Below are 19,617 nucleotides of genomic sequence, written 5' to 3' on the forward strand. Positions count from 1 at the left end.
GGAGTAGCCGGGTGTTCGGCCCGGCAGCCGACCCGCTTTTTTGCTTCGCCAAAAAAGTGGGGCAAAAAAGGCGACCCCTACGATGGCGGTCCGCTGCGCGGACTGCACGCGCCGCCAGCACCTGAAACGGGAAGCGTCCGAAACTCGCTTCGCTCAGACAGCGGACGCTTCTTTATCCGTTTCAGGCACTGGCGACGCGTCGCCATCTAACGGGGATTCACTGCAACGGCAACGACCACTACATAAGCAACAGCCACTGCCACAGCAACGGCAACGGCCAGTTCACAAACAACCGCAACAGTCGCTGCGCGGAACGTCAACAGCAACAGCAACAGCAACTGTCGCTGCGCGGGCCACGGCAACCGCAAATGTCCTTTTACACCTTGGGGATAGCCCTTGCGCCGCGGATCGCTAACCCGATCGACCTTCACACCTGCCCGCCAGGCGCACCGTTACGCCCCCATTCCCCAATATCCCATCTATCGATCAACGTCTTCCCCAAGCACATTGCGCAACAAGTGAGCCGCATCAGCACAAGCCTGCAGGAACGCAAGGAAGGACTCGTCTTCGCCGCTGTCCGCCGCCAGCGGCGCGCAACCATAGAGAACCAGGTTGCTGGAATCGGGATCGAGAGCGGTCAGCATCGTAAAGGGTGCGGGCAGCATGAGCTGGTGTTCGACGATGGACTGGCATAGCGTAGGCAGCGTGGCCGGTGCCGGCCGGCCTATCTCGATATAGATCTTGATGAAGCCCGACCAGGCTTCGAGACGGAAATGGGTGGGCAGGCCATCGATGGTCATCGCCTGCTGCGCAACGGCTTGCGCATGTTCGGCTGCGGGAATGCCTGCCAGCCGGCATAGCCGGTCCAGCATCGCGACATAGGCCGGCTCCGGCGTCATGCCCTTCGCTCGAACGGCACCATGGATGTCGTCAATGCGGCGCCGACCACGGAGCTGGTGATGACGGTGCCGATCGAGGCGCGCGGGACGCCGGCCCTTTGCAGCAGGGACAGGCCGATGCGCGTGTCGAGCAGCGCCGGCACCATGAACAGGAGTCCGCCTGCCAGGTAGACCTCGGGCCTTGCCGCCACGCGCTGCGGCAGGCGCGGCTTGACCGGCGGCAGCTGGCGGGCGACCAGCTTGCGGCCGCGGATGCGGTGGTAGCTCAACGACAGGCTGCTGCCGACAATGGCGGCGGCGACCTGCGCGGTGCAGCGGGCCAGGACGAAGTTGATCGGGTAACGGGCTGCAACCTCGGCCACGCACTTGGGAAAACGTGTCCAGAAGCCGGTCCATGCCTGCTGGCTCGTGGCGGCGATGCGGGCGCCGGCGCTGCCTGGCCTGGCGCACCAGGTCTCGGTCAGGTGGGCCTGCAGCGCGAAGGCCGGGATGAAGGGCAGCAAGCCCAGCAGCATGCCGGCGCACTCCCCTTGCCGGCCGGGCGGCGGCGTGAAGCGCATCGCCGACGGCTGCTGCTGATCGGCATACAGCAGGCCGCCCGCCACCAGCCGCAGCGGCCGCAGCGGCGCGGGCAGCAGCGGCGCGACCACGACCGGCGCCATGAAGGCGATGGCGGTGGAGCGCAATCCGCGCATGACATAGCGAACGGCCGACACCGGCTCGGGCTGCCTCGTGCGGCGCGGGCCGCTGGTGACGGGATGATCGGGGCGCTGTGCCGCGCCGGAGCGTTCGATGTTCTTCATGACGCCGTGAGTAGCGCGTCGATTCAGGCTGCTGCATGCGCCTACCCAATTTCGGGGAGAGCTTGCGACGCCTCAAGTCCATGCCGAAGATGCGTCGATTGTCGTACGGCGGCAGCGCCGTGGCCGTGTTGCAGTGATGAACGGATGGGGATGGCGCTGGCCGCAGCGCCGCGTCGGAAACCGGCGGCAAGGATTGCCGCGAGCAGCGGCAACCACAACCACAACCACAACCTTTGTCGGGAGGAATGCCGGAAAGCCGGACCGACGGCTTTCCGGCGCGGGCGCTCTACGGCTTGAGCACCACTTTCACGCACTGGTCCTGCTTGTCGCGGAACATCTTGTAGGCCTCGGGCGCCTGCTCCAGCGGCATCCGGTGGGTGATGATCACGCTCGGATCGATCTCGCCCTTCTGCACCCGGTCCAGCAGCGGCTTCAGATAACGCTGCACATGCGTCTGGCCGGTCTTCAGGGTCAGCGAACGGTTCATGAAGGAGCCGATCGGCATCTTGTCGAGGAAGCCGCCGTACACGCCGGGGATGGACACCACGCCGCCGTTGCGGCAGGCCATCAGCGCTTCCCGCAGCGCATTCGGACGCTCGGTCTCCAGCATCATCGCCTGCTTGACCCGGTCATAGGCGCCGACCAGGCCGACGCCATGCGCTTCCATGCCGACCGCGTCGATGCAGGCGTCCGGGCCTCGGCCGCCGGTGATGGTCTTGAGCGCGTCAAGCACATCGACTTCCTCGTAGTTGATGGTCTCGGCCCGCGACAGTTCGCGCGCCATGCGCAGCCGTTCGGGGAAGCGGTCGATGGCGATCACCCGTTCCGCGCCCAGCAGGTAGGCGCTCTGGATGGCGAACTGGCCGACCGGGCCGCAGCCCCAGACCGCCACCACGTGGCCGGGCTTGATGTCGCAGTTTTCCGCGGCCATGTAGCCGGTGGGCAGGATGTCGGACAGGAACAGCACCTTCTCGTCGTCCAGCCCGTCGGGCACCCTGATCGGGCCGACGTCGGCATACGGTACGCGGACATATTCGGCCTGGCCGCCCGCATAGCCGCCGGTCAGGTGGGAGTAGCCGAAGATGCCGGCCGGCGAATGACCCCACATCTTTTCCGCCATCGGCGCGTTGGGGTTGGAGTTCTCGCACAGCGAATGCTGCTGCTCTTCGCAGAAGAAGCATTGTCCGCAGGCGATAGGGAATGGCACCACGACGCGGTCGCCCACCTTCAGATTGGTCACGGCGCTGCCCAGCTCGACCACTTCGCCCATGAACTCGTGGCCCAGGATGTCGCCCTTTTCCATGGTCGGGATGTAGCCGTCGTACAGGTGCAGGTCGGACCCGCAGATCGCGGTCGACGTGATCTTCAGGATCGCGTCGCGCGGGTTGAGCAGCTTCGGGTCGGGCACGTTGTCGACCCGCACGTCCTTGGCGCCATGCCAGCATAGTGCTCTCATCCTGGTACTCCTTTTTTAATTAGTTTCACCATCGCGCTACGTTCGCCCGCGCTCTGGCCTTCGGTCGTCGTGATTTCGCCGGTCTCGATGAGCTGTTTGAAGCGGCGCAGGTCGCCATCCATCTGCTGGGACGGGTTCTCGCCGAACAGCTTGGCCACCAGCGCGCCGGCCTTGCCGCCGGGCGGCTTGTACTGCATCTCGACGCGGACGATGGTGCCGCGCCCGCCCGGCGCCGGCTCGAAGCGCACGGTGCCGCCATTGTCGACATCGGCGCCGTCGACCGAGTGCCAGGACAGCAGTTCGCCCGGCTGGTCGGCGCTGATCTCGGCGTCCCATTCGACGTTGGCGCCGATCGGCGCCCTGGCCTTCCAGTGCGAACGGGTGTCGGTGATCTTTTCCACCGCTTCCAGGTGCTGCATGAATTCAGGGAAGCGGTCGAAGTTGCGCCAGAAGCGATAGCAGTCGTCCGGCGACTTGTTGATGGTGATGCATTTTTCAACCACCAGCGCGCCCGATTCGGTCGTGCGCTCGCCCATGGTCTGGCGTGCGCCCTGCTTGACGGCGGCGCCCATGTCGAGCATGGCCGCGGCGGCGACGCCGGCCCCGGCCAGCGCCAGGCGGCTGCCCCGCCCACGCCTGGCGGCATGGGAGACCGAGCTTCCCAGCAGCGTCAGCTCCAGCGCGATGGAGGCCAGGCGCGCGAGCCCGAGCGACTGCGGCGCGCCGCGCGTGAGGATGCTGGCCGCGCTGGCGATGGACAGCGCGCCGGATGCGCGCACCACGCCCGGGTGCGCATGCACGCCGGTCGAGCGCGTCACCTGCCGCGGCGCCAGCAGCTGCGCAATGCCCAGCCCGAGGATCACCATGCCGGCTCCGACCTGCAGCGGTGACAGCCCGTCGCCGGCAGGCGCCTCGTAGCGGAATTCCTTGCCCGGCGGCCGCGCGCGCAGCGCGCTGCCGGGATCGGGCCGGGCTGCCTGCCCGGTGTCGGTATCAGTCTCGGTATTGGTATCGTTCATGCAATCCTCCTTGTGGCTGGCCGCCGCGTCGCCCTGTCCAGCAACGCTCCCGGCCGCCGGTTGACATGGCGCACTGCCATGAAGGCAATGGCCGCCCGTTCGCGAAAAAATTAGTCAATTTTGCAAGACTGGTAGTTCTGTAATATTCGGGCTACCTGAGCGCTTGTTGATTTCACGCATACGACACGGGACCGCGCCCCAAGACTGCGACATGAGACCGCCATGATTACCCACGGACATTTCCTGCACGATGCGCCCACGGGCCTCCCCGACGAAATCAGCGAAGTCATGCTGACCGGCCGCGACCTGCGCATCGAACGCATCGTCTCGCACGGGCAGGCGTCGCCGCCCGGCTACTGGTACGACCAGGAAGAGGATGAATGGGTGATGCTGCTCGAGGGCGAAGCAACGCTGCGCTTCGAGGCCGGCGACGCGCTGCTGCGGCTCACGCCCGGCATGCATGCGCACATCCCGGCGCATGCGCGGCACCGGGTCGAATGGACCGCGCCCGGCAAAGACACCATCTGGCTGGCGGTTTTCTATCGCAATGCCTGAATGGCAAGGCGTCCGCCGGGGCTGGCGATATACTGGCGGTCTCTGTTCCCTTATTACGGCAAGCGCATGCACGCAGGCAGACCCGCAGCAAAAAGCACGCCCGCCGATCCCGGCATGAAGTTCGGCAAGCCCGACGCCGGCTTCCGCGCCCGCCTCTACACCATCATCTTCGAAGCCGAGACGCGTGCCGGCCGCCTGTTCGACCTGAGCCTGATCGTCGCCATCCTGCTGAGCATTACCGTGGTCGTGCTCGACAGCGTGCAGGCGGTATCGGCAAATTATGGCGACGTGCTGGGCATGCTGGAATGGTTCTTCACGCTGCTGTTTACGCTGGAGTACCTGGCCCGGCTGTATTGCGTGCGCCGGCCGCTGCGCTATGCAACCAGCTTTTTCGGCGTCATCGATTTCCTGTCCGTGCTGCCGACCTACCTGGCCCTGATGATGCCGGGCGCCCATGTGCTGCTGGACGTGCGCATCCTGCGGCTGCTGCGCATCTTCCGCATATTGAAGCTGACCTCCTATGTGGAGGAATACGGCATGCTGAACCGCGCGCTGATAGCAAGCCGCCGCAAGATCCTGATCTTCCTGTCGGTCGTGATGATGGTGGTGCTGCTGCTCGGCACGGTCATGTACGTCGTCGAAGGCCCGGGCAATGGCTACACCAGCATTCCGACCTCCGTCTACTGGGCCATCACCGCGATCACGACCGTGGGCTTCGGCGACATCGTGCCCAAGACCGACATCGGGCGCGCGATTTCCTCATTGATGATGCTGCTGGGCTGGGGCATCCTCGCTGTTCCGACCGGCATTATCAGCTCCGAGCTGACGGCGCAGCATGGCCGGCTGCGGGCCACCACCCGGACCTGCCATGAATGCCTGAGCGAAGGACATGAGTACAGCGCGAAGTTCTGCAAGGACTGCGGCGCGCCGCTGCCGCCCCTGGAGTCGACCGCGGCGCGCTGACGGCGGCCTGTGCATTCGCTTCCCCATGATTTTGAAAACCATCCTATCCTGACCATGACTGATTCCCTGCCCGGCCCGCTGTCGGCCGACCAGATCCTGCGCTTCGAGGCCGAAGGCTACCTGCTGCTGCGCGGCATGGTGCCTGCCGCGGACTGCGAGCGCATGCTGGCCGTCACGCAGGACCACCTGCGCCGCGCCGTCCCGCCGATCGAATACGAAGCCGAAGTCGGCTACGAGGGCGCGCCGGCCTCGCTGGACGCGCCCGGCGGGCGCACCGCGCGCCGCCTGCGCAATGCCTGGCAGCGCGACGCCAGCTTCCACGACTGGGCGGCCAGCCCTACCCTCGTCGCCGGCCTCGGCCAGCTGCTGCGCGAGGACGTGGTGCTGAGCCTGGCGCATCACAACTGCGTGATGACCAAGCACCCGGACTTCGGCACCGCGACCGGCTGGCATCGCGACATACGCTACTGGTCGTTCACCCGGCCCGACCTGATCTCGGTCTGGCTGGCCCTGGGACACGAGGAAGCCGGCAATGGCGCGCTGAAATTCATCCCAGGCTCGCACCGCATACCGCTGGCGCCGGGCCAGATGGACGCGCTCGATTTCCTGCGGCCCGAGGTGCCTGAGAACCAGGCCTTGTTTGCCCAGGGCGTAACGCCGGTGCTGGAGCGTGGCGACGTGGTGCTGTTCCACAGCAAGCTGTTCCATGCGGCGGGGCGCAATGACAGTACGCAGATGAAGGCGTCGGTGGTATTTGCGTATCGGGGCAAGTCGAATGTGCCGCTGGCAGGAACGAAGTCGGCTGCTGCAGGGGAGGTTGCTGTCGGAACGCAATGAACTCCGATCGATCTTTTCTCACCCATGTCTACCAGCGTGCCACATCGGCATGCCGGCATCCCTGAAGTTAATTAACGAGGAAGAGACATGAGCGCATCGAGCGAAAAGCCGGAAGACGGGAACACCGAAGCAAAAGGACAGCAGCACGAGGGAATGCTGGATGCTGATGCCGAGAAAATATTGGACATGAACGCGCTGGGAGAGGTATCAGGAGGAGGGTTGCCTCGCGTTGAGCGTCCTTTAATCATCGAGGGCGTTTTATACGACCCTGACAAGCCTATCGGCGGCCGAGAAGGCAAGAGCGGCGCCTGAAGCAGAAGCAGGGTTCGTGGCTTAATGGGCGAAAACGCATTACGCCAACCCTCATCGCTTTCACGGCTCGCTATCCCGCCACTCCCTCACCCACTCCGGCGGCATCAGCTGTGCCAGCGCGCCGGTGTCCGCAACCAGATTCCCCAGCCCCGCCGGCACGATGGCCACGCCCTCGGTCAGCAAATGCATGCGGCTCTTTGATTTCTTCTCCACCATTGGTCGATATGATCTTGGCCCTGCTGCTGCGATGATCGTCCGTGCCTTCCGGCTTGGCATCGCCGGGCTCATGGCAGAGGCGATCCGCCATCTCGGCGCCCATGCGCAGCCAACTTAAACGCCACTCCCGCCTTGACATGCCGAATAACGTCTTGCACGCACCGTTCCCATGCTGAATTTTCCGAAAAACCAGTGTCACGCGCTGTTGCACATCGAGCGCCGCGAAAACGAGCGGCCAGCCGACGACGAAACCGCTACCATTAATAACCGGCTCATCCAAGGAGCGCGTCTGGAATCGCCGGAACAACATCCAACCGGCACGCCCCTGACCGCGCCAATAAAGCCCGTGGTCACCCTGCTCGATCCAGCGCCAAAATCCCTTCTGCCGGTTACTCCGCCTGTCACTCTGCCAGGTACATCATTTAGCTTGCCCATAACCTCATCCTTGCCCGTTTGGAGACAGCCGGGTCAAGCCCGCCCGGCAGCCTGTGGCACGGACATGCGTTCCGAGACTGACATGCGATTGCAAAACATCGCGAAGCAGGTATTGGACGCACAACAGCCTGCATTGGAAGAGGTGAAGGACGCCATCCGAGACGTCAAGCTTCACTCACTGCCGGTCGTCCTTGAATGGCTCCAATTCTGCGGAACGCTCTGTTTGCATTATGATGCACAAGACGACAAGGAAGAGCTGTCGCAGTGTCTCGAGCAAGTCCTGCTTCGCATCTCCACCTTACGGTGTTCCAGCGATCCTGCCCACTTCAACATGGCAAAAGCTTCCTTGCGTTCCACAAGTATTCCTGCCGGCTTCATACGCATTATCCAGCGCGCCAGGGACAGCAAATGGCAGAACGGGCGATTAAACAGTTTGGTTCTACGGGCAAAAATTGCGACAACCATAAAGCGGGCACTTGAGCAATCGAGAGTAGGCACGCACCCGGAAAAAACAGCGCTACAAGCGGCAACCGGATTAATGACTGCCCGTCATGGCGCGCACGACGCCGACCTCAGCTTGCCCATCGTCGCAATGAAGTCCGATCAAGTGCATCGCGCGCGCGACCAGGATCCCGCTTTCACGCCGATGACCACCGAGTCGGTCGAACGGGTCGACCTGACAGACTCTTCAGGCGGGCCGCGCCCAGAGCGCTCGCCTGCGCCAGCGGCTTTGCAACCCCTTGCAGTGTCCTTTCCCGATAACGGTGGCCCAAGCCAGTATCAAGACACATTGGTCTTTCCCCGCCCCATCATGCGTCAGGCCAAGGCAATACCTGGAACATCCTTGCTCCAAAGTGAGGCACAGCCCAGACCGTACGGCTACGTGCCGGGTGCCTATTGGCAACCCACAGCCCTGGGGTCGACGGTTTTGCCTTTCGGAGCAGCCTTGGCGGCTGCTGCCCCGATGCCATTCCAGCGCACTTCGGAGCCACCCATGCCAGTGTATATGCATGAACCGATCAAGCCGCCTCGGCAGGCAATCGCGGCGCCGATTCAAACCATTATCGAGTCGCCTGGACACAAGCGGATGCACATTGACGAGCCAGTCGAACGCAAGCGGCAGCGCATTGACGAAGACGGTGCGAGCATCGTCAACAGCGCATCGTCAATCGAGAGGCTTGGGGTGACATGGCCGCCAATGTCTGCTCGCGACCGTGCTCACCTTGAAAATATCGAAATGGCTTTTTCAGCCTATGAGGACGTGCTGAGCCAGAATAACATGTCGATGCCCACACTCCTGATTACGTTCGACGACCTTCGGAGGGTTACGCATGAATGGATGATACTGCTCGCGACGCGGCCGGCGGCGGCGCCTCTGTTATTAACGCTGTCTACGATCACCGCATCCTGGCACTCACAAACAAAGGCTAGCCTGCCAGCAGAAATCGATGCGAGTTCGTTCAATATCACGATCGATCTGGCGCCTGCGGAGACCAAGGCCCTATACGAATGGAGCTATGAGAATAATCCCGTGCTAAGGCAATTATTTGACTTCCAGCGCGCGCGGATCATGCAACAAATACGGGCAACGGCGCCAGGGCTGGCGTGGTCACAAGCAGCGGCGCCGGCGCCGCGAAACGATGGTCGGGGACCAGAAGATGCAGAGTCGCCAAGCCAGCAGCATCCAGTAGTCGAAGCAAATGGTTTTAAGCAAAACGATGCAACAAACGCATGGAATAGTCTTAAAGCGTTCGAAGCGGCAGGCATCGCGAAAGATATCCCGGACGTGCAGAAGTTGATCGACGACATTTGCCCCATATTGGCGAGAATCCTTGAAACCCAGGAACAGGACGAGCGCAAGATCGGCAGAGACATGATGCTTTACCTGCTCTCACTCGTGCTCCAGGTCAGCAGGAGATTCAGTCTTGAAGACTCACGAAAGGAGATCGCACAAATGTTGCTGCACCATGCAGGAAGGGACGCCAGGCTTTGCGAATGCGCTTACGACGTGTGGAAAAATGAAAATTTCCAAGGTTCAAACATGTTACCGATTTGGACTGGACTAAAGAAGTTAATCGATCATAAGGAAGCGTTGCGGCACGCTGCCGCCATTGTGGCAGCTGAACTGGGCGCCATAGACGCGAACATCGCCACCTTTTCGACGTGACAAGAAGCGAGGCAGCCCGTGCACCCAAGGCTTGCTGCCGGGCGTAAGGGCTGCAAGATGTCGGGGTTTGACGCCGTGCATCAGCGGCCAACTTACACCAGGCCCGACCTGTATCGCACCATCCATCCTTGCCGCCCAGGCTCCGTCTCCCGCCACGTCCTCACCCACTCCGGCGGCATCGCCTGCGCAAACGCGCCGATGTGCGCGACCAGGTTGCCCAGTCCCGCCGGTACGCTGGTCACGCCTTCGGTCAGCGCATGCATGCGGCTGCCCAGTTCGTCCTGCACCATCGGCAGCAGCCAGTCGCCATGATGCTGCCGCCGACCACGAACATGCGGGTGTCGAACGGGACCGCGACGTTGTAGAGGCCGCGCCCGAACCAGCGCGTCGCGTCTTCGGCGATGGCGCATGTGCCGAAAATGCGTTCGGTTACCAGCGCAGAAACGCAATCGCCCTCGAACGAAGCAAAAAATAGTCGGTGTACGCACAAAAGTCATTCCACAGCTGGCAAGCAAATATTTCGGCAGAGATGATGATGATTCGACCCGAAACTGCGGATGGAGATCAGCCACCAACAAGCTCGGGTTTTTTGAGCGTAAATGATGCATCGCGTCATTCACTGGCCAGACCCTGTCCCCAACACCTGATGAATAAAAATTTACAGGCTCTTCCCATGCTGAATTTTTCAAAAGACCAGTTACCCATGCTGTCCCACGGCAAGCGCCGCGCGCCCGAGCCGCAGGCCAGTGGCGATACCGCTGATATTGACAGCCGGCCGGCAAAGCGGCCGCATCTGGAGTCGCCAGGGCAGAACCAGGCTGGCGAGCCGCGGGTTGATCCGACAACCCCGGTAGTCCGCGTGCTCGACCCTGCACCGCCTGCCCAATCGACAATTTTGCCGCCGGTTGCACGACCATCCCTGCCCCTGCCCTTCTCCAATGAGTACGAGCCCCCTCGCGACCTCGTGCGCCTCCTGAAACCTCGGCGGCATTGCAGCATGGGCACTACCAATGCAACGCCAACTTCCACAATCACCCATTCGGCACCACAATTCCGGGCCGAACCTGGAGCGCCACAGTCCGCCGGCCAAGTGACTGATAAAGAAAACGTGGAGCCTGTCACTGATGAACGATTTGAATCAATAGCGCGGCAAGTGCGCGACGCAGAGCAGGTAGATCTAGAACTTGCGATTATTCCTATCCAGGAAGGCGGTGTTGATTCGCCGGCCGCTGTCACTGTGTGGCTCCAATTCTGCGCGATGCTCTGTCTGCATTACGATGACCAGCAGGACAAGGAGCCGCTTTGGCAGTGCCTCGAACGGGTTTTTTTGCGTATTCGCAGCATTAAATGGAAATGCGAGGAAATGCGCGTCCGGCACGATACGCTACAAGCGACTTTACTTGCCCAAAGCATGACAGCCGGATTCATACGCATCCTCCAGCGCGCCAAGGCCAGTAAATGGCGGGAAGGCCGGTTATTAGTCCTTTTCTACAAAGCAGGAATGTCATCTCCGTTGACGCTGGCCATCGAGCAAATGCAAGCCGGCCAGCATCCGGAAAAAACCGCGCGACAGGCGGCGGAAGACTTTCTGCTTGCACACTGCACAGCGCGTGCCGCTCATGCAACCCATGCAGACCTTGCCGCACATGCTGCGGTTGTCCCGAACCCATTTAAAAAAGTAATCAGTTCCGAGACGGTGGATCCGGAATTCCCGTTCATGCCTAACCCCGGCGAAGATATGGTCGACTCAAGTGCGCTGCCGGAATTCTGGTGGCTACCCGATGGCTATTATCTGGCGGCACATGCGTTCGAGCCAGCCAGCGAAAGCATGAGCACCGTCACTACGACCACCGCTACAACGCCAGCTCCCACAGCCTTCAGTTCGGCGCCGCAACTGCGGCCCGCGCCTGACACGCCACAATCGGCCAGCCAGGTAGCTGATGACGAAAATGTGGAGCCCGTCGATGATGAACGATTTGATTGGATAGCGCGGCAGGTGCGTGACGCAAGGCAGGTGGAGCTACCACATGCGATCAGCACCATCAACGAAGCCGATTTTGATTCACCACCGGGTTTCACTACGTGGGTCCAACTTTGCGCGGTTCTCTGTCTGCATTACGATGACGAGCAGGACAAGGAACCGCTTTGGCAGTGCCTCGAGCGGGTCTTGCTGCGTATTTGCAGCATTAAAGGGACATGCAAGAAAATGCGCGTCCGGCACAACACGGTACAAGCGACTTTACTTGCCCATAGCATGCCATCCGGCTTCATACACATCCTCCAGCGCGCCAAGGCTAGTGGATGGCGGGAAGACCGGCTACCTGCCCTTTTCAAAAGGGCAGGGATGTTACTTCAGTTAACCCTGGCCATCAGGCAAATGGAAGCCGGCTTATATCCCGAAAAAACCACGCAACAGGCAGCGGCAGACTTTCTGCTTGCACACTATCCAGCGCGTGCCGCCCATACAGCTCTTCCAGACCATATAGCCGGTGCAGTCGTTCCCAAGCCGCCCAATAAAACAAACAGGCTCGAGACGGTGAATCCAGAATTCCTGTTCATGCCTTTTTTCGGCGAAGACATGATCGACCCTGGCCCGCCGCCAGAATTCTGGTGGCTACCCGATGCCGATTGTCCGGCAGCACACCTGTTCGAGCCGGCCAGTGGCAGCACGAGCACTACCACGACAACTACCCCTACAACGCCAACTCCCGCAGTCGCCCACACAGCGCCGCAACTACGGGCTGCGCCTGACGCGCCACTACAGAACGGGCTCGTCGCCGATGTCGACAATGAGCAAGCTGTCACGGAATACTTGTTGAACGACTAGACCTCCACGTTGGGTCTGTTCATTGATCACGCGGCGTCCACGGCTCCGTCTCCCGCCACGTCCTCACCCATTCCGGCGGCATCACCTGCGCGAACGCGCCGATGTCCGCGACCAGGCTTCCCAGTCCCGCCGGAACGATAGTCACGCCGTCGGTCAGCGCATGCATGCGGCTGTGCAGTTCCTTCTCCACCATCGGCAGCAGCCAGTCGCCATGATGTTGCCAGACGCTGCCGCCGACCACGAACATGCGGGTGTCGAGCGCCACCGCGACGTTGTACAACCCGCGCCCGAACCAGCGCGCCGCGTCTTCGGCAATGGCGCGCGCGTTGCCCTCGCCGTCGCGTGCCGCGTCGAACACGTCGGCGGTGGACTGGCCCAGCCGGTTGGCGAGGTTGCGCCCGGAGATCAGCGCTTCCAGGTCGCCCTGGTTGCCGCAGCCGCATACCGCGTCGGACGTGTCGCTCATCAGCATGTGGCCGGCATGGCCGGTGTTCCCGTGCTTGCCATGCAGGACATGGCCGTCGACGCAGAAGCCGAAGCCGATGCCGGTGCTCCAGGTGACATAGACGCAGTCCGGCTCGTCGCGCACCGCGCCGAACGTGCGCTCGGCCACCAGCGCCGACACGCAGTCGTTCTCGATGGCGACCCGGCTGAACTGCGCCTTGAGCGGCCGTTCGAGCGGGATCACCACCCAGTCGTTCGGCAGGTCATGTGATTGCGACTGGCCGCCGCAGATATTCGGCGAGGCCAGCCCCAGCATGCCGTCGACCTGCGCGAATGGCCCGGCCGACGACACGCCGACCGCATGCAGCGCCTCGCGCGGCACGCCGGCCTGGTCGCAGGCCGCATGCAGCAGTTCGATGCAGGTGCGCGCCACCGTGTCCGGCGGCCCGCTCTTGGGCGTGGGCGCGGTGACGCGCGCCAGCGGGCCGTCCGCGTTGGCCACGCTGGCCGCGATCTTGGTGCCGCCGATATCGAGGGCGCCCAGCAGGCTCTGGTTCATCGCATTGGTCTCCATCAGTAAGCCTCGTCCCAGGTAATGCTCAGCCGGGCCGCGCACTGGATCAGGCCGACCATGCTGTAGGTCTGCGGAAAGTTGCCCCACATCTCGCCGGTCTCGGGCGCCACGTCTTCCGACAGCAGGCCGAGATGGTTGCGGCGGTCCAGCACCTGCTCGAACAGCGTGCGCGCCCGCTCCTTCTCGCCGATCTGGGCCAGCGCGAGTATCCACCACAGCGTGCAGACCAGGAAGGCGGTTTCCGGCAGGCCGAAATCGTCTTCCTCGTCATAGCGCAGCAGGAACTCGCCGCGCTTGAGGTGCTTCTCGGTCGCGCGCACCGTGCTGGCGAAGCGCGGGTCGTCGGGCGCGAGGAACTGGAACTCGGCCATCAGCAGCAGGCTGGCGTCGAGCCGGTCGCCGCCGAAGGTGGAGACGAAGCTGCCCAGCTCCTCGTTCCATGCGGATGCGCAGATCACGCTGTGGATTTCCTGCGCATGGCCGCTCCAGTATGCGGCGCGCTCGTTCAGGCCCAGCCGGCCCGCGATGGTGGCGAGGCGGTCGCAGGCGGCCCAGCACATCACGCTGGAAAAGGTGTGCACCCGCTTCTGCCCGCGCAGCTCCCAGATGCCGGCGTCGGGCACGTTGTAATTGATGACCGCCTGCTCGCCCAGCCGCTCCAGGTCCTGGAACATCTGGTGGCCTGCGGGGCGCTCCATCCGGGTGTCGAAGAATGCATGGGTGCTGGCCATGACCGCCGCGCCGAACACGTCGTTCTGCACCTGGAAGTACGCCGAATTGCCGACCCGTACCGGCCCCATCCCGCGATAGCCCGCCAGGTGCGGCTCCTCGCGCTCTTCCAGCACCACTTCGCGCCGGATGCCGTAGACCGGCTGCAGGGGCGCGTCGCGGCTGTCGGCGATGATGTTGAGGATGTAGTCGAGATAGCGCTCCATGGTGCCGGTGGCGCCCAGGCTGTTCAGGGCATTGACCACGAAATAGGCGTCGCGCAGCCAGCAGAAGCGGTAGTCCCAGTTGCGCTTGCTGTGCGGCGCTTCCGGCACCGAGGTGGTAACGGCGGCGATCACCGCGCCGGAGTCGTCGAACGCATTCATCTTCAGCGTGATGGCCGCGCGTATCGTCACGTCCTGCCACTCGAACGGGATGGCGAGGTTGCGCACCCAGCGCTGCCAGTAGCCCAGCGTCTGCTCGTGGAAGGAGCGGCCGATCTCGCGCGGCGAACCGGCGACGGTCTCGTCCGGGCCCAGCAGCATGGTCACCGACTCCTGCAGGAAGAACGGTTTTTCATCGGTGATGGCCGACACCGAGGCGTCCGTGGTCAGACGCATCGACTGCGCCGAACCGACATAGGAAATGTGATGGGCGCCGCAACGGGTTTCGGCGCGCGCGCGGCCATAGTCCACCGACGGCCGCACCCGCAATGCGATGCGTGGCCGGCCCGCGGTGCGGCGCACGATGCGCACCAGCATCGACGGCGAGAACATGCGGCCGTGCAGCCGGAAGCGCGGCGCGAAGTCGGTCACCTCGATCGCGTTGCCGGCATTGTCCTCGAAGCGGGTGACGAGGATGGCCGAGTTGCGCTCGTAGCGCTGCTCGACCATGCGCGAATCGGCGAACACCACGTCGATGCTTCCGTGGCTGTCTTCCTTCTTGTCGCCGGCCAGCAGCGCATTGCACAGCGGGTCGCTGTCGAAGTACGGATAACACCACCAGACGATGGAGGCGTTCTTGTCGATAAGCGCGTTGGTGCGGGAGTTGCCGATCAGTCCTAAGTCTAATGTGCTCATGCGGGGGTCCTGTTTGAAATTGCCTGCGACTGGCGGGCCAGGCGGCGCACCAGTTCGTCCAGCAGTTGCACGATGTCCGGCATTGCCGGCAGATAAAATTCGGCGGCGGTGTCCGGGTGCGGTTCGATGCGCACCGTCAGCACGTCGCTGCGGCGCAAGCGGAATACATCCTCGTCGGTGACATCGTCGCCGACATAGATGGCGGTGGATGCGCCGGCCTGGCGCATCAGTTCCTCGAGCGCGCCGCCCTTGTGCGCGGCGTCTTCCGGCATCAGGCTGAAGACGCACTTGCCTTCGATCACGCGCGGCGGCGGCGACAGCGTCGCGAACAGCGTGCGCAGCCGCTGCTCGGTCTGCGCATGATTGCGCGCCATCCGGTAATGCACCGACAGCGAATAAGCCTTGTCCTCGAGACGTATGCCAGGGTCGAAGCGCTGCTTGTCGTTCAGCGCCAGTTCCAGCGCGCTGCGCCAGGCCGCGCAGGCAAGTGCATAGGACTTGCTGCGGCCTTCCCAGCCCGGCATGCCCTCCAGCCCGTGGTTGCCGATCACGTAATGCGGCTCGAAGCCCAGCCGCTTGCGGATGTCGGCCAGCGAGCGGCCCGTCAGGATGGCCACCGGCGCCAACGTGGCCAGCGTCAGCAGCCGCTCCCGCACTTCCGGCGGCAGCGCGGCGCTGTCGGGCTGCGGGACGATGGGCGAGAGCGTGCCATCGAAGTCGAACACGCACAGCATGCCGGGTTGCACGATGTCGTCGAGGCGCTTGAGGCCGTCTTCATCGAAGAGTCGGCGCATCCTCACCTCACCCGCCGCAACGGACGGCGGCTGTGCGAATGGATTTTCGCGGTGACCCGCTCGCGCCGCCGCAGGCGTGCCGCATCGAGCAGCATGCGTCCGGCCCAGCGGTAGACGTTGAAGTCGCGCACCAGCGCGCGCATGCTGCGCATGCGTTCGCGCTGCTCCATCTCGGGCATGGTCAGCGCGCGGTACAGCGCGTCGGCGCCCTGCTCGACATGGTAGGGATTGATGATCAGCGCCTCGTGCAGTTCGCGGGCCGCGCCGGTGAACTGCGACAGGATCAGCACGCCGCGCTCGTCCTCGCGGGAAGCGATGAACTCCTTGGCCACCAAGTTCATGCCGTCATGCAGGCTGGTCACCACGCAGATGTCGGCCGCGCGGTAATAGCGGTTCACCTGGTCCGACTCGTAATGCTCGATCTTCAGCATGATGGGGTCGATGCCGCTGGCGCCGAAGCGGCTGTTGATGCGCTGCGCCAGCTGGCGCACGCGCGCCTCCAGGTTCTGGTATTCCTCCAGCGACGTGCGGCTGGGCGCGGCGATCTGCACCATCGTAAAGCGCCCTGCCATCGACGGATGCAGCTCCAGCATCCGCTCTACCGCCTGCAGCCGTTCCAGTATGCCCTTGGTGTAATCAAGCCGGTCGACGCCGATGGCCATCAGGTGGTCGCGCGGCAGGCCCAGCTCCTTGCGCACCGATTCGCGCGACTCCTCGATGGTTTCCGGGTAGGGCTCCTCCGGCCAGGCGATGGAGATGGGATAAGGCTCGACCTGCGTCAGGTCGCCGCCATACGAGATGGTCGAGGCTTCATGCTCGATCCGGGTTTCAAGATAGCGGTCCACGGTTTCCAGGAAATTCTTGCAATGAAATGGTGTGTGAAAGCCCAGCAGCGTATTGCCCAGCAGGCCCTCGAGGATTTCCTCGCGCCACGGGCAGATGCCGAAGGACTCCGGATTGGGCCAGGGGATATGCCAGAACATGATGATGGTCGCCTTGGGCAGCTTCTCGCGGACCATGCGCGGCAGCAGCGCGAAGTGATAATCCTGCACCAGCACCACCGGGTCCTCGGTATTGGCTTCGGCCACCACCGCGTCGGCGAAGCGCTGGTTGACCTTCACGTACTCTTCCCAGTCCGACGAGCGGAACACCGGCCGCACGTGGGCGATATGGCACAGCGGCCACAGGCCCTCGTTGGCGAAGCCGTAGTAATAGCCCTGCTCCTCTTCCTTCGACAGCCAGACCCGGCGCAGGGTATAGGCCGGGTTCTTCGGCGGCACCTGCACGCGGTCGTTCTCGTCCACCGTCTCGCGGTCGGCCGTGCCGGCGCCATGCGCGATCCAGGTGCCGGAACAGGCGCGCATCACCGGCTCGACCGCGGTCACCAGGCCGCTGGCAGGGCGCCGCACCTCGATGCCCTTGGCGGTCTTGGTATGGATATACGGCTCGCGGTTGGATACCACCAGCACCTCGTCGCCGGCCAGTTCGTCATGCAGCAGCGAGCGCAGCTTGTCGGCGTTCCACAGCTGCGCCGAGTTCTCCTGCCCGCGCCGCTCGACGTTGTACTCGTGCAGCAGCGCCCGCAGGTCGGACACCAGCGGCTGCACTTCCGGCGGCGCATTGCCCGGCTGCGGCTGCGAGGTAGTGGACGTGGGCCGCAGCAGCCGCCGCATCGAATTGATCCAGCCGCGCCAGCTCAGGTGGGCGACGAAGACCGTGATCAGCGACACCACCACCGCCAGCAGCGCGAACAGCGCGATCACATATTTCTTCGCATCGGCGCTGCGGCGCTCGATATAGCTGATGTCATGCACCAGGATCAGCTTGCCCAGGTATTGCGCGCCATTGCGCAGCGTGCTTTCGGTGACATGGATGCGCCCGCGTCCCGGCAAGTTCATCATCGACTGCTTGAGCGACTCCGCATAGTTGCTGGGCGGACAGCCCAGTGCCTCCGGATAACCCGCCGTCTTGTAGACAACCACGCCCTGCGGGTTGCAGAACGCCAGCGCCGAGAGCCGACCTTCCTGCACCGACCGGTCGAGCAACTGCGCGATCCGCCTGTCCGCGCCCTGCGGCACGTACTCCTGCAGCGGCTCCTGCAAGGCCGACGACACCATCTGCGACCGCGCATCGAGATCGCGCACGAACCATCGCAGCGTCATGTCGTCCACCAGCGGCACCACCGCATAGGCAAACAGGCCCAGCGCGAGCGCGAGCGGCAGGATGAAGCGGATGGAGAGGCGGAAAGATTGCAGTGACATGGACTCTTCTGTTTTGTAAGGCTACTAGACGGACATCGCTGGAAATAAACAGTTCCGGCGAGAACAGAAAGGGCATTCTTGCCAATGATGCGGCATCGCAGCAAGGGCGTCTGTTCGGCGGTTCACTTAAGGATGGGTAGTTGCCGGTCAGGCTTGACTGTTAAGGAGTGTAGCCAGCATGGGGCTGTGCATGGTGGAAATTACGCAAACCATTTGCAGCGGGTAGGCGTTGTGGATGGTTTTGCCGGTCGTGCTTGCAGCCAGGACTTACGGATTGGCGCGTGGGCGCGGCGAGCGATGGGCTGTTTCGATGCTGATGGCGAATCGATGCGATTAACTTATACGAACATCGACCAGAAATGCGTTTTTCGCTTATTTAAATCCAATTGCGCCGCTTAATTGTTAATTTGCATAAACAATTTTTCCTGAACAACTGCAAGCCACCTAATATCGCCCTGCCTCGCGCATTTCCCCAAGCATCACGGTTCACCCGTCGGTTCGCTTTCCCTGATTTTTGTGTAACAGCATCAACAAGAGTTCGATATGCACGCGGATACAGCTGCATCCGTTTATATCGCTCTACGGTTAATTGAATTTTCAGCAGGATTTAGGAAGCAGCAGACTCATTAGCGAAATATTGAAAAATTAATGTTGAAAATGATTTTTTATTTCCTACTTATGCCCGGCCTTTTTTTTGGAAGCGCAGTTGCCCAAGACTTTGGAAATGAGCCAGACGTTCTTGTCGAACGTCTGACGTCAAAACCAAATTCTCCTTCTGCAGCCTCCAATCTGAGCTCGCCTAATAGGTGTGAAAGCTCTTCTAACTGCTTTTATTCAAATGTTAGTAATTTTCATTGCGGCGAAAGCGAAATAGCGATCAGCTCTACATGTGTGTCCAATGATCAATTCAATAGCGATCCGTATTGTTTCATTCAAAATGTAGCATTTATTAAATTAGCCTCAAGAGAAACCAAATCTTTTAATTATAACTACGAAACAGATAATCAAAAGCATATAGTCGGCGCTAAATGCGTCAAAACCAAAATCGGATTTTACGTTGCGTTAGAAAACTCAAATCTAGGAAATTGCCATACTTGCGAATGGAATGATTATTTTGACGAAAAAGGCAAATACTTAGGTTCAGAAAAAGGCATGTATGGCAATACAAGTTTTGTTAGAAGACTTTTACCCATGAAAAACAAGAGGGAGATTCAGAAAGGCCAGTTGGTTCGACGTATCGATGTCACTACCATCGCAAAATAAAGGAA

Annotated in this window: 18 protein-coding genes and 1 pseudogene; 9 read left to right on the forward strand and 10 right to left on the reverse strand. The window is 62.2% G+C overall.

Annotation, left to right across the window (positions count from 1 at the left end; genetic code table 11):
* Positions 1-210 (forward strand): annotated as a pseudogene (locus QOL82_RS25345) (hypothetical protein); the annotation flags it as partial.
* 269 nt (positions 211-479) lie between these two features.
* On the opposite strand, the gene QOL82_RS25350 reads toward QOL82_RS25345, so the two are convergent.
* The 4 genes from QOL82_RS25350 to QOL82_RS25365 form a co-directional block, all read right to left on the reverse strand.
* Complete coding sequence (locus QOL82_RS25350; RefSeq protein ID WP_283445106.1) at positions 480-899, reverse strand: type III secretion system chaperone family protein; 420 nt, start codon at positions 897-899, stop codon at positions 480-482.
* Positions 896-1,702, reverse strand: coding sequence for a hypothetical protein (locus QOL82_RS25355; protein WP_283445107.1), 807 nt, complete (start codon positions 1,700-1,702; stop codon positions 896-898). Before QOL82_RS25355 ends, QOL82_RS25350 begins: the two co-directional genes overlap by 4 nt.
* Positions 1,703-1,988: 286 nt before the next feature.
* Positions 1,989-3,158, reverse strand: coding sequence for a zinc-dependent alcohol dehydrogenase (locus tag QOL82_RS25360; protein WP_283445108.1), 1,170 nt, complete (start codon positions 3,156-3,158; stop codon positions 1,989-1,991).
* A complete protein-coding gene (locus QOL82_RS25365) occupies positions 3,155-4,177 on the reverse strand; it encodes an SRPBCC family protein (RefSeq protein WP_283445109.1) in 1,023 nt (340 codons plus the stop codon). The genes QOL82_RS25360 and QOL82_RS25365 overlap by 4 nt, the downstream gene beginning before the upstream one ends.
* A 222-nt stretch (positions 4,178-4,399) precedes the next feature.
* Here QOL82_RS25365 and QOL82_RS25370 point away from each other — a divergent pair, with 222 nt between their 5' ends.
* The 4 genes from QOL82_RS25370 (at position 4,400) to QOL82_RS25385 (ending at position 6,844) form a co-directional block, all read left to right on the forward strand.
* Positions 4,400-4,732 (forward strand): cupin domain-containing protein, encoded by a 333-nt coding sequence (locus QOL82_RS25370; protein ID WP_283445110.1) that lies wholly within the window; start codon positions 4,400-4,402, stop codon positions 4,730-4,732.
* A 66-nt stretch (positions 4,733-4,798) separates the two neighbouring features.
* Positions 4,799-5,695, forward strand: a complete 897-nt coding sequence (locus QOL82_RS25375; RefSeq protein ID WP_283445111.1) for an ion transporter — start codon at positions 4,799-4,801, stop codon at positions 5,693-5,695.
* 54 nt (positions 5,696-5,749) lie between these two features.
* Positions 5,750-6,532, forward strand: a complete 783-nt coding sequence (locus QOL82_RS25380) for a phytanoyl-CoA dioxygenase family protein (protein ID WP_283445112.1) — start codon at positions 5,750-5,752, stop codon at positions 6,530-6,532.
* Positions 6,533-6,619: 87 nt separating this feature from the next.
* Complete coding sequence (locus QOL82_RS25385; protein ID WP_283445113.1) at positions 6,620-6,844, forward strand: hypothetical protein; 225 nt, start codon at positions 6,620-6,622, stop codon at positions 6,842-6,844.
* A gap of 60 nt (positions 6,845-6,904) precedes the next feature.
* On the opposite strand, the gene QOL82_RS25390 is transcribed toward QOL82_RS25385, so the two are convergent.
* A complete protein-coding gene (locus QOL82_RS25390) occupies positions 6,905-7,033 on the reverse strand; it encodes a hypothetical protein (RefSeq protein ID WP_283445114.1) in 129 nt (42 codons plus the stop codon).
* On the opposite strand from QOL82_RS25390, the gene QOL82_RS25395 reads away from it, so the two are divergent.
* Positions 7,032-7,178, forward strand: a complete 147-nt coding sequence (locus tag QOL82_RS25395; RefSeq protein ID WP_283445115.1) for a hypothetical protein — start codon at positions 7,032-7,034, stop codon at positions 7,176-7,178. The genes QOL82_RS25390 and QOL82_RS25395 overlap by 2 nt on opposite strands.
* A 51-nt stretch (positions 7,179-7,229) precedes the next feature.
* Positions 7,230-9,662 (forward strand): hypothetical protein, encoded by a 2,433-nt coding sequence (locus tag QOL82_RS25400; RefSeq protein ID WP_283445116.1) that lies wholly within the window; start codon positions 7,230-7,232, stop codon positions 9,660-9,662.
* Between the two features lie 92 nt (positions 9,663-9,754).
* Here QOL82_RS25400 and QOL82_RS25405 read toward each other — a convergent pair whose 3' ends face one another.
* Positions 9,755-9,952, reverse strand: a complete 198-nt coding sequence (locus tag QOL82_RS25405) for a hypothetical protein (protein ID WP_283445117.1) — start codon at positions 9,950-9,952, stop codon at positions 9,755-9,757.
* Positions 9,953-10,308: 356 nt separating this feature from the next.
* Here QOL82_RS25405 and QOL82_RS25410 point away from each other — a divergent pair, with 356 nt between their 5' ends.
* Positions 10,309-12,489, forward strand: a complete 2,181-nt coding sequence (locus QOL82_RS25410) for a hypothetical protein (protein ID WP_283445118.1) — start codon at positions 10,309-10,311, stop codon at positions 12,487-12,489.
* A 19-nt stretch (positions 12,490-12,508) separates the two neighbouring features.
* Here QOL82_RS25410 and QOL82_RS25415 read toward each other — a convergent pair whose 3' ends face one another.
* Genes QOL82_RS25415 through QOL82_RS25430 form a run of 4 tightly spaced genes read right to left on the reverse strand, consistent with a single transcriptional unit; the run spans position 12,509 to position 18,349 of the window.
* Positions 12,509-13,507: an ROK family protein gene (locus QOL82_RS25415; protein WP_283445119.1), complete on the reverse strand. Its 999-nt coding sequence runs from the start codon at positions 13,505-13,507 to the stop codon at positions 12,509-12,511.
* Positions 13,507-15,294 (reverse strand): glycoside hydrolase family 15 protein, encoded by a 1,788-nt coding sequence (locus QOL82_RS25420; protein ID WP_283445120.1) that lies wholly within the window; start codon positions 15,292-15,294, stop codon positions 13,507-13,509. The genes QOL82_RS25415 and QOL82_RS25420 overlap by 1 nt, the downstream gene beginning before the upstream one ends.
* Complete coding sequence (gene otsB / locus QOL82_RS25425; RefSeq protein ID WP_283445121.1) at positions 15,291-16,088, reverse strand: trehalose-phosphatase; 798 nt, start codon at positions 16,086-16,088, stop codon at positions 15,291-15,293. Before otsB ends, QOL82_RS25420 begins: the two co-directional genes overlap by 4 nt.
* Positions 16,089-16,090: 2 nt before the next feature.
* Positions 16,091-18,349: an alpha,alpha-trehalose-phosphate synthase (UDP-forming) gene (locus QOL82_RS25430; RefSeq protein ID WP_283445122.1), complete on the reverse strand. Its 2,259-nt coding sequence runs from the start codon at positions 18,347-18,349 to the stop codon at positions 16,091-16,093.
* 648 nt (positions 18,350-18,997) lie between these two features.
* Between QOL82_RS25430 and QOL82_RS25435 the strand changes: the two genes are divergently transcribed.
* Positions 18,998-19,612 (forward strand): hypothetical protein, encoded by a 615-nt coding sequence (locus QOL82_RS25435; protein ID WP_283445123.1) that lies wholly within the window; start codon positions 18,998-19,000, stop codon positions 19,610-19,612.
* Positions 19,613-19,617 lie beyond the last annotated feature (5 nt).

The organism is Noviherbaspirillum suwonense (assembly GCF_900182955.1).
Taxonomy (GTDB): Bacteria; Pseudomonadota; Gammaproteobacteria; order Burkholderiales; family Burkholderiaceae_D; genus Noviherbaspirillum_A; species Noviherbaspirillum_A suwonense.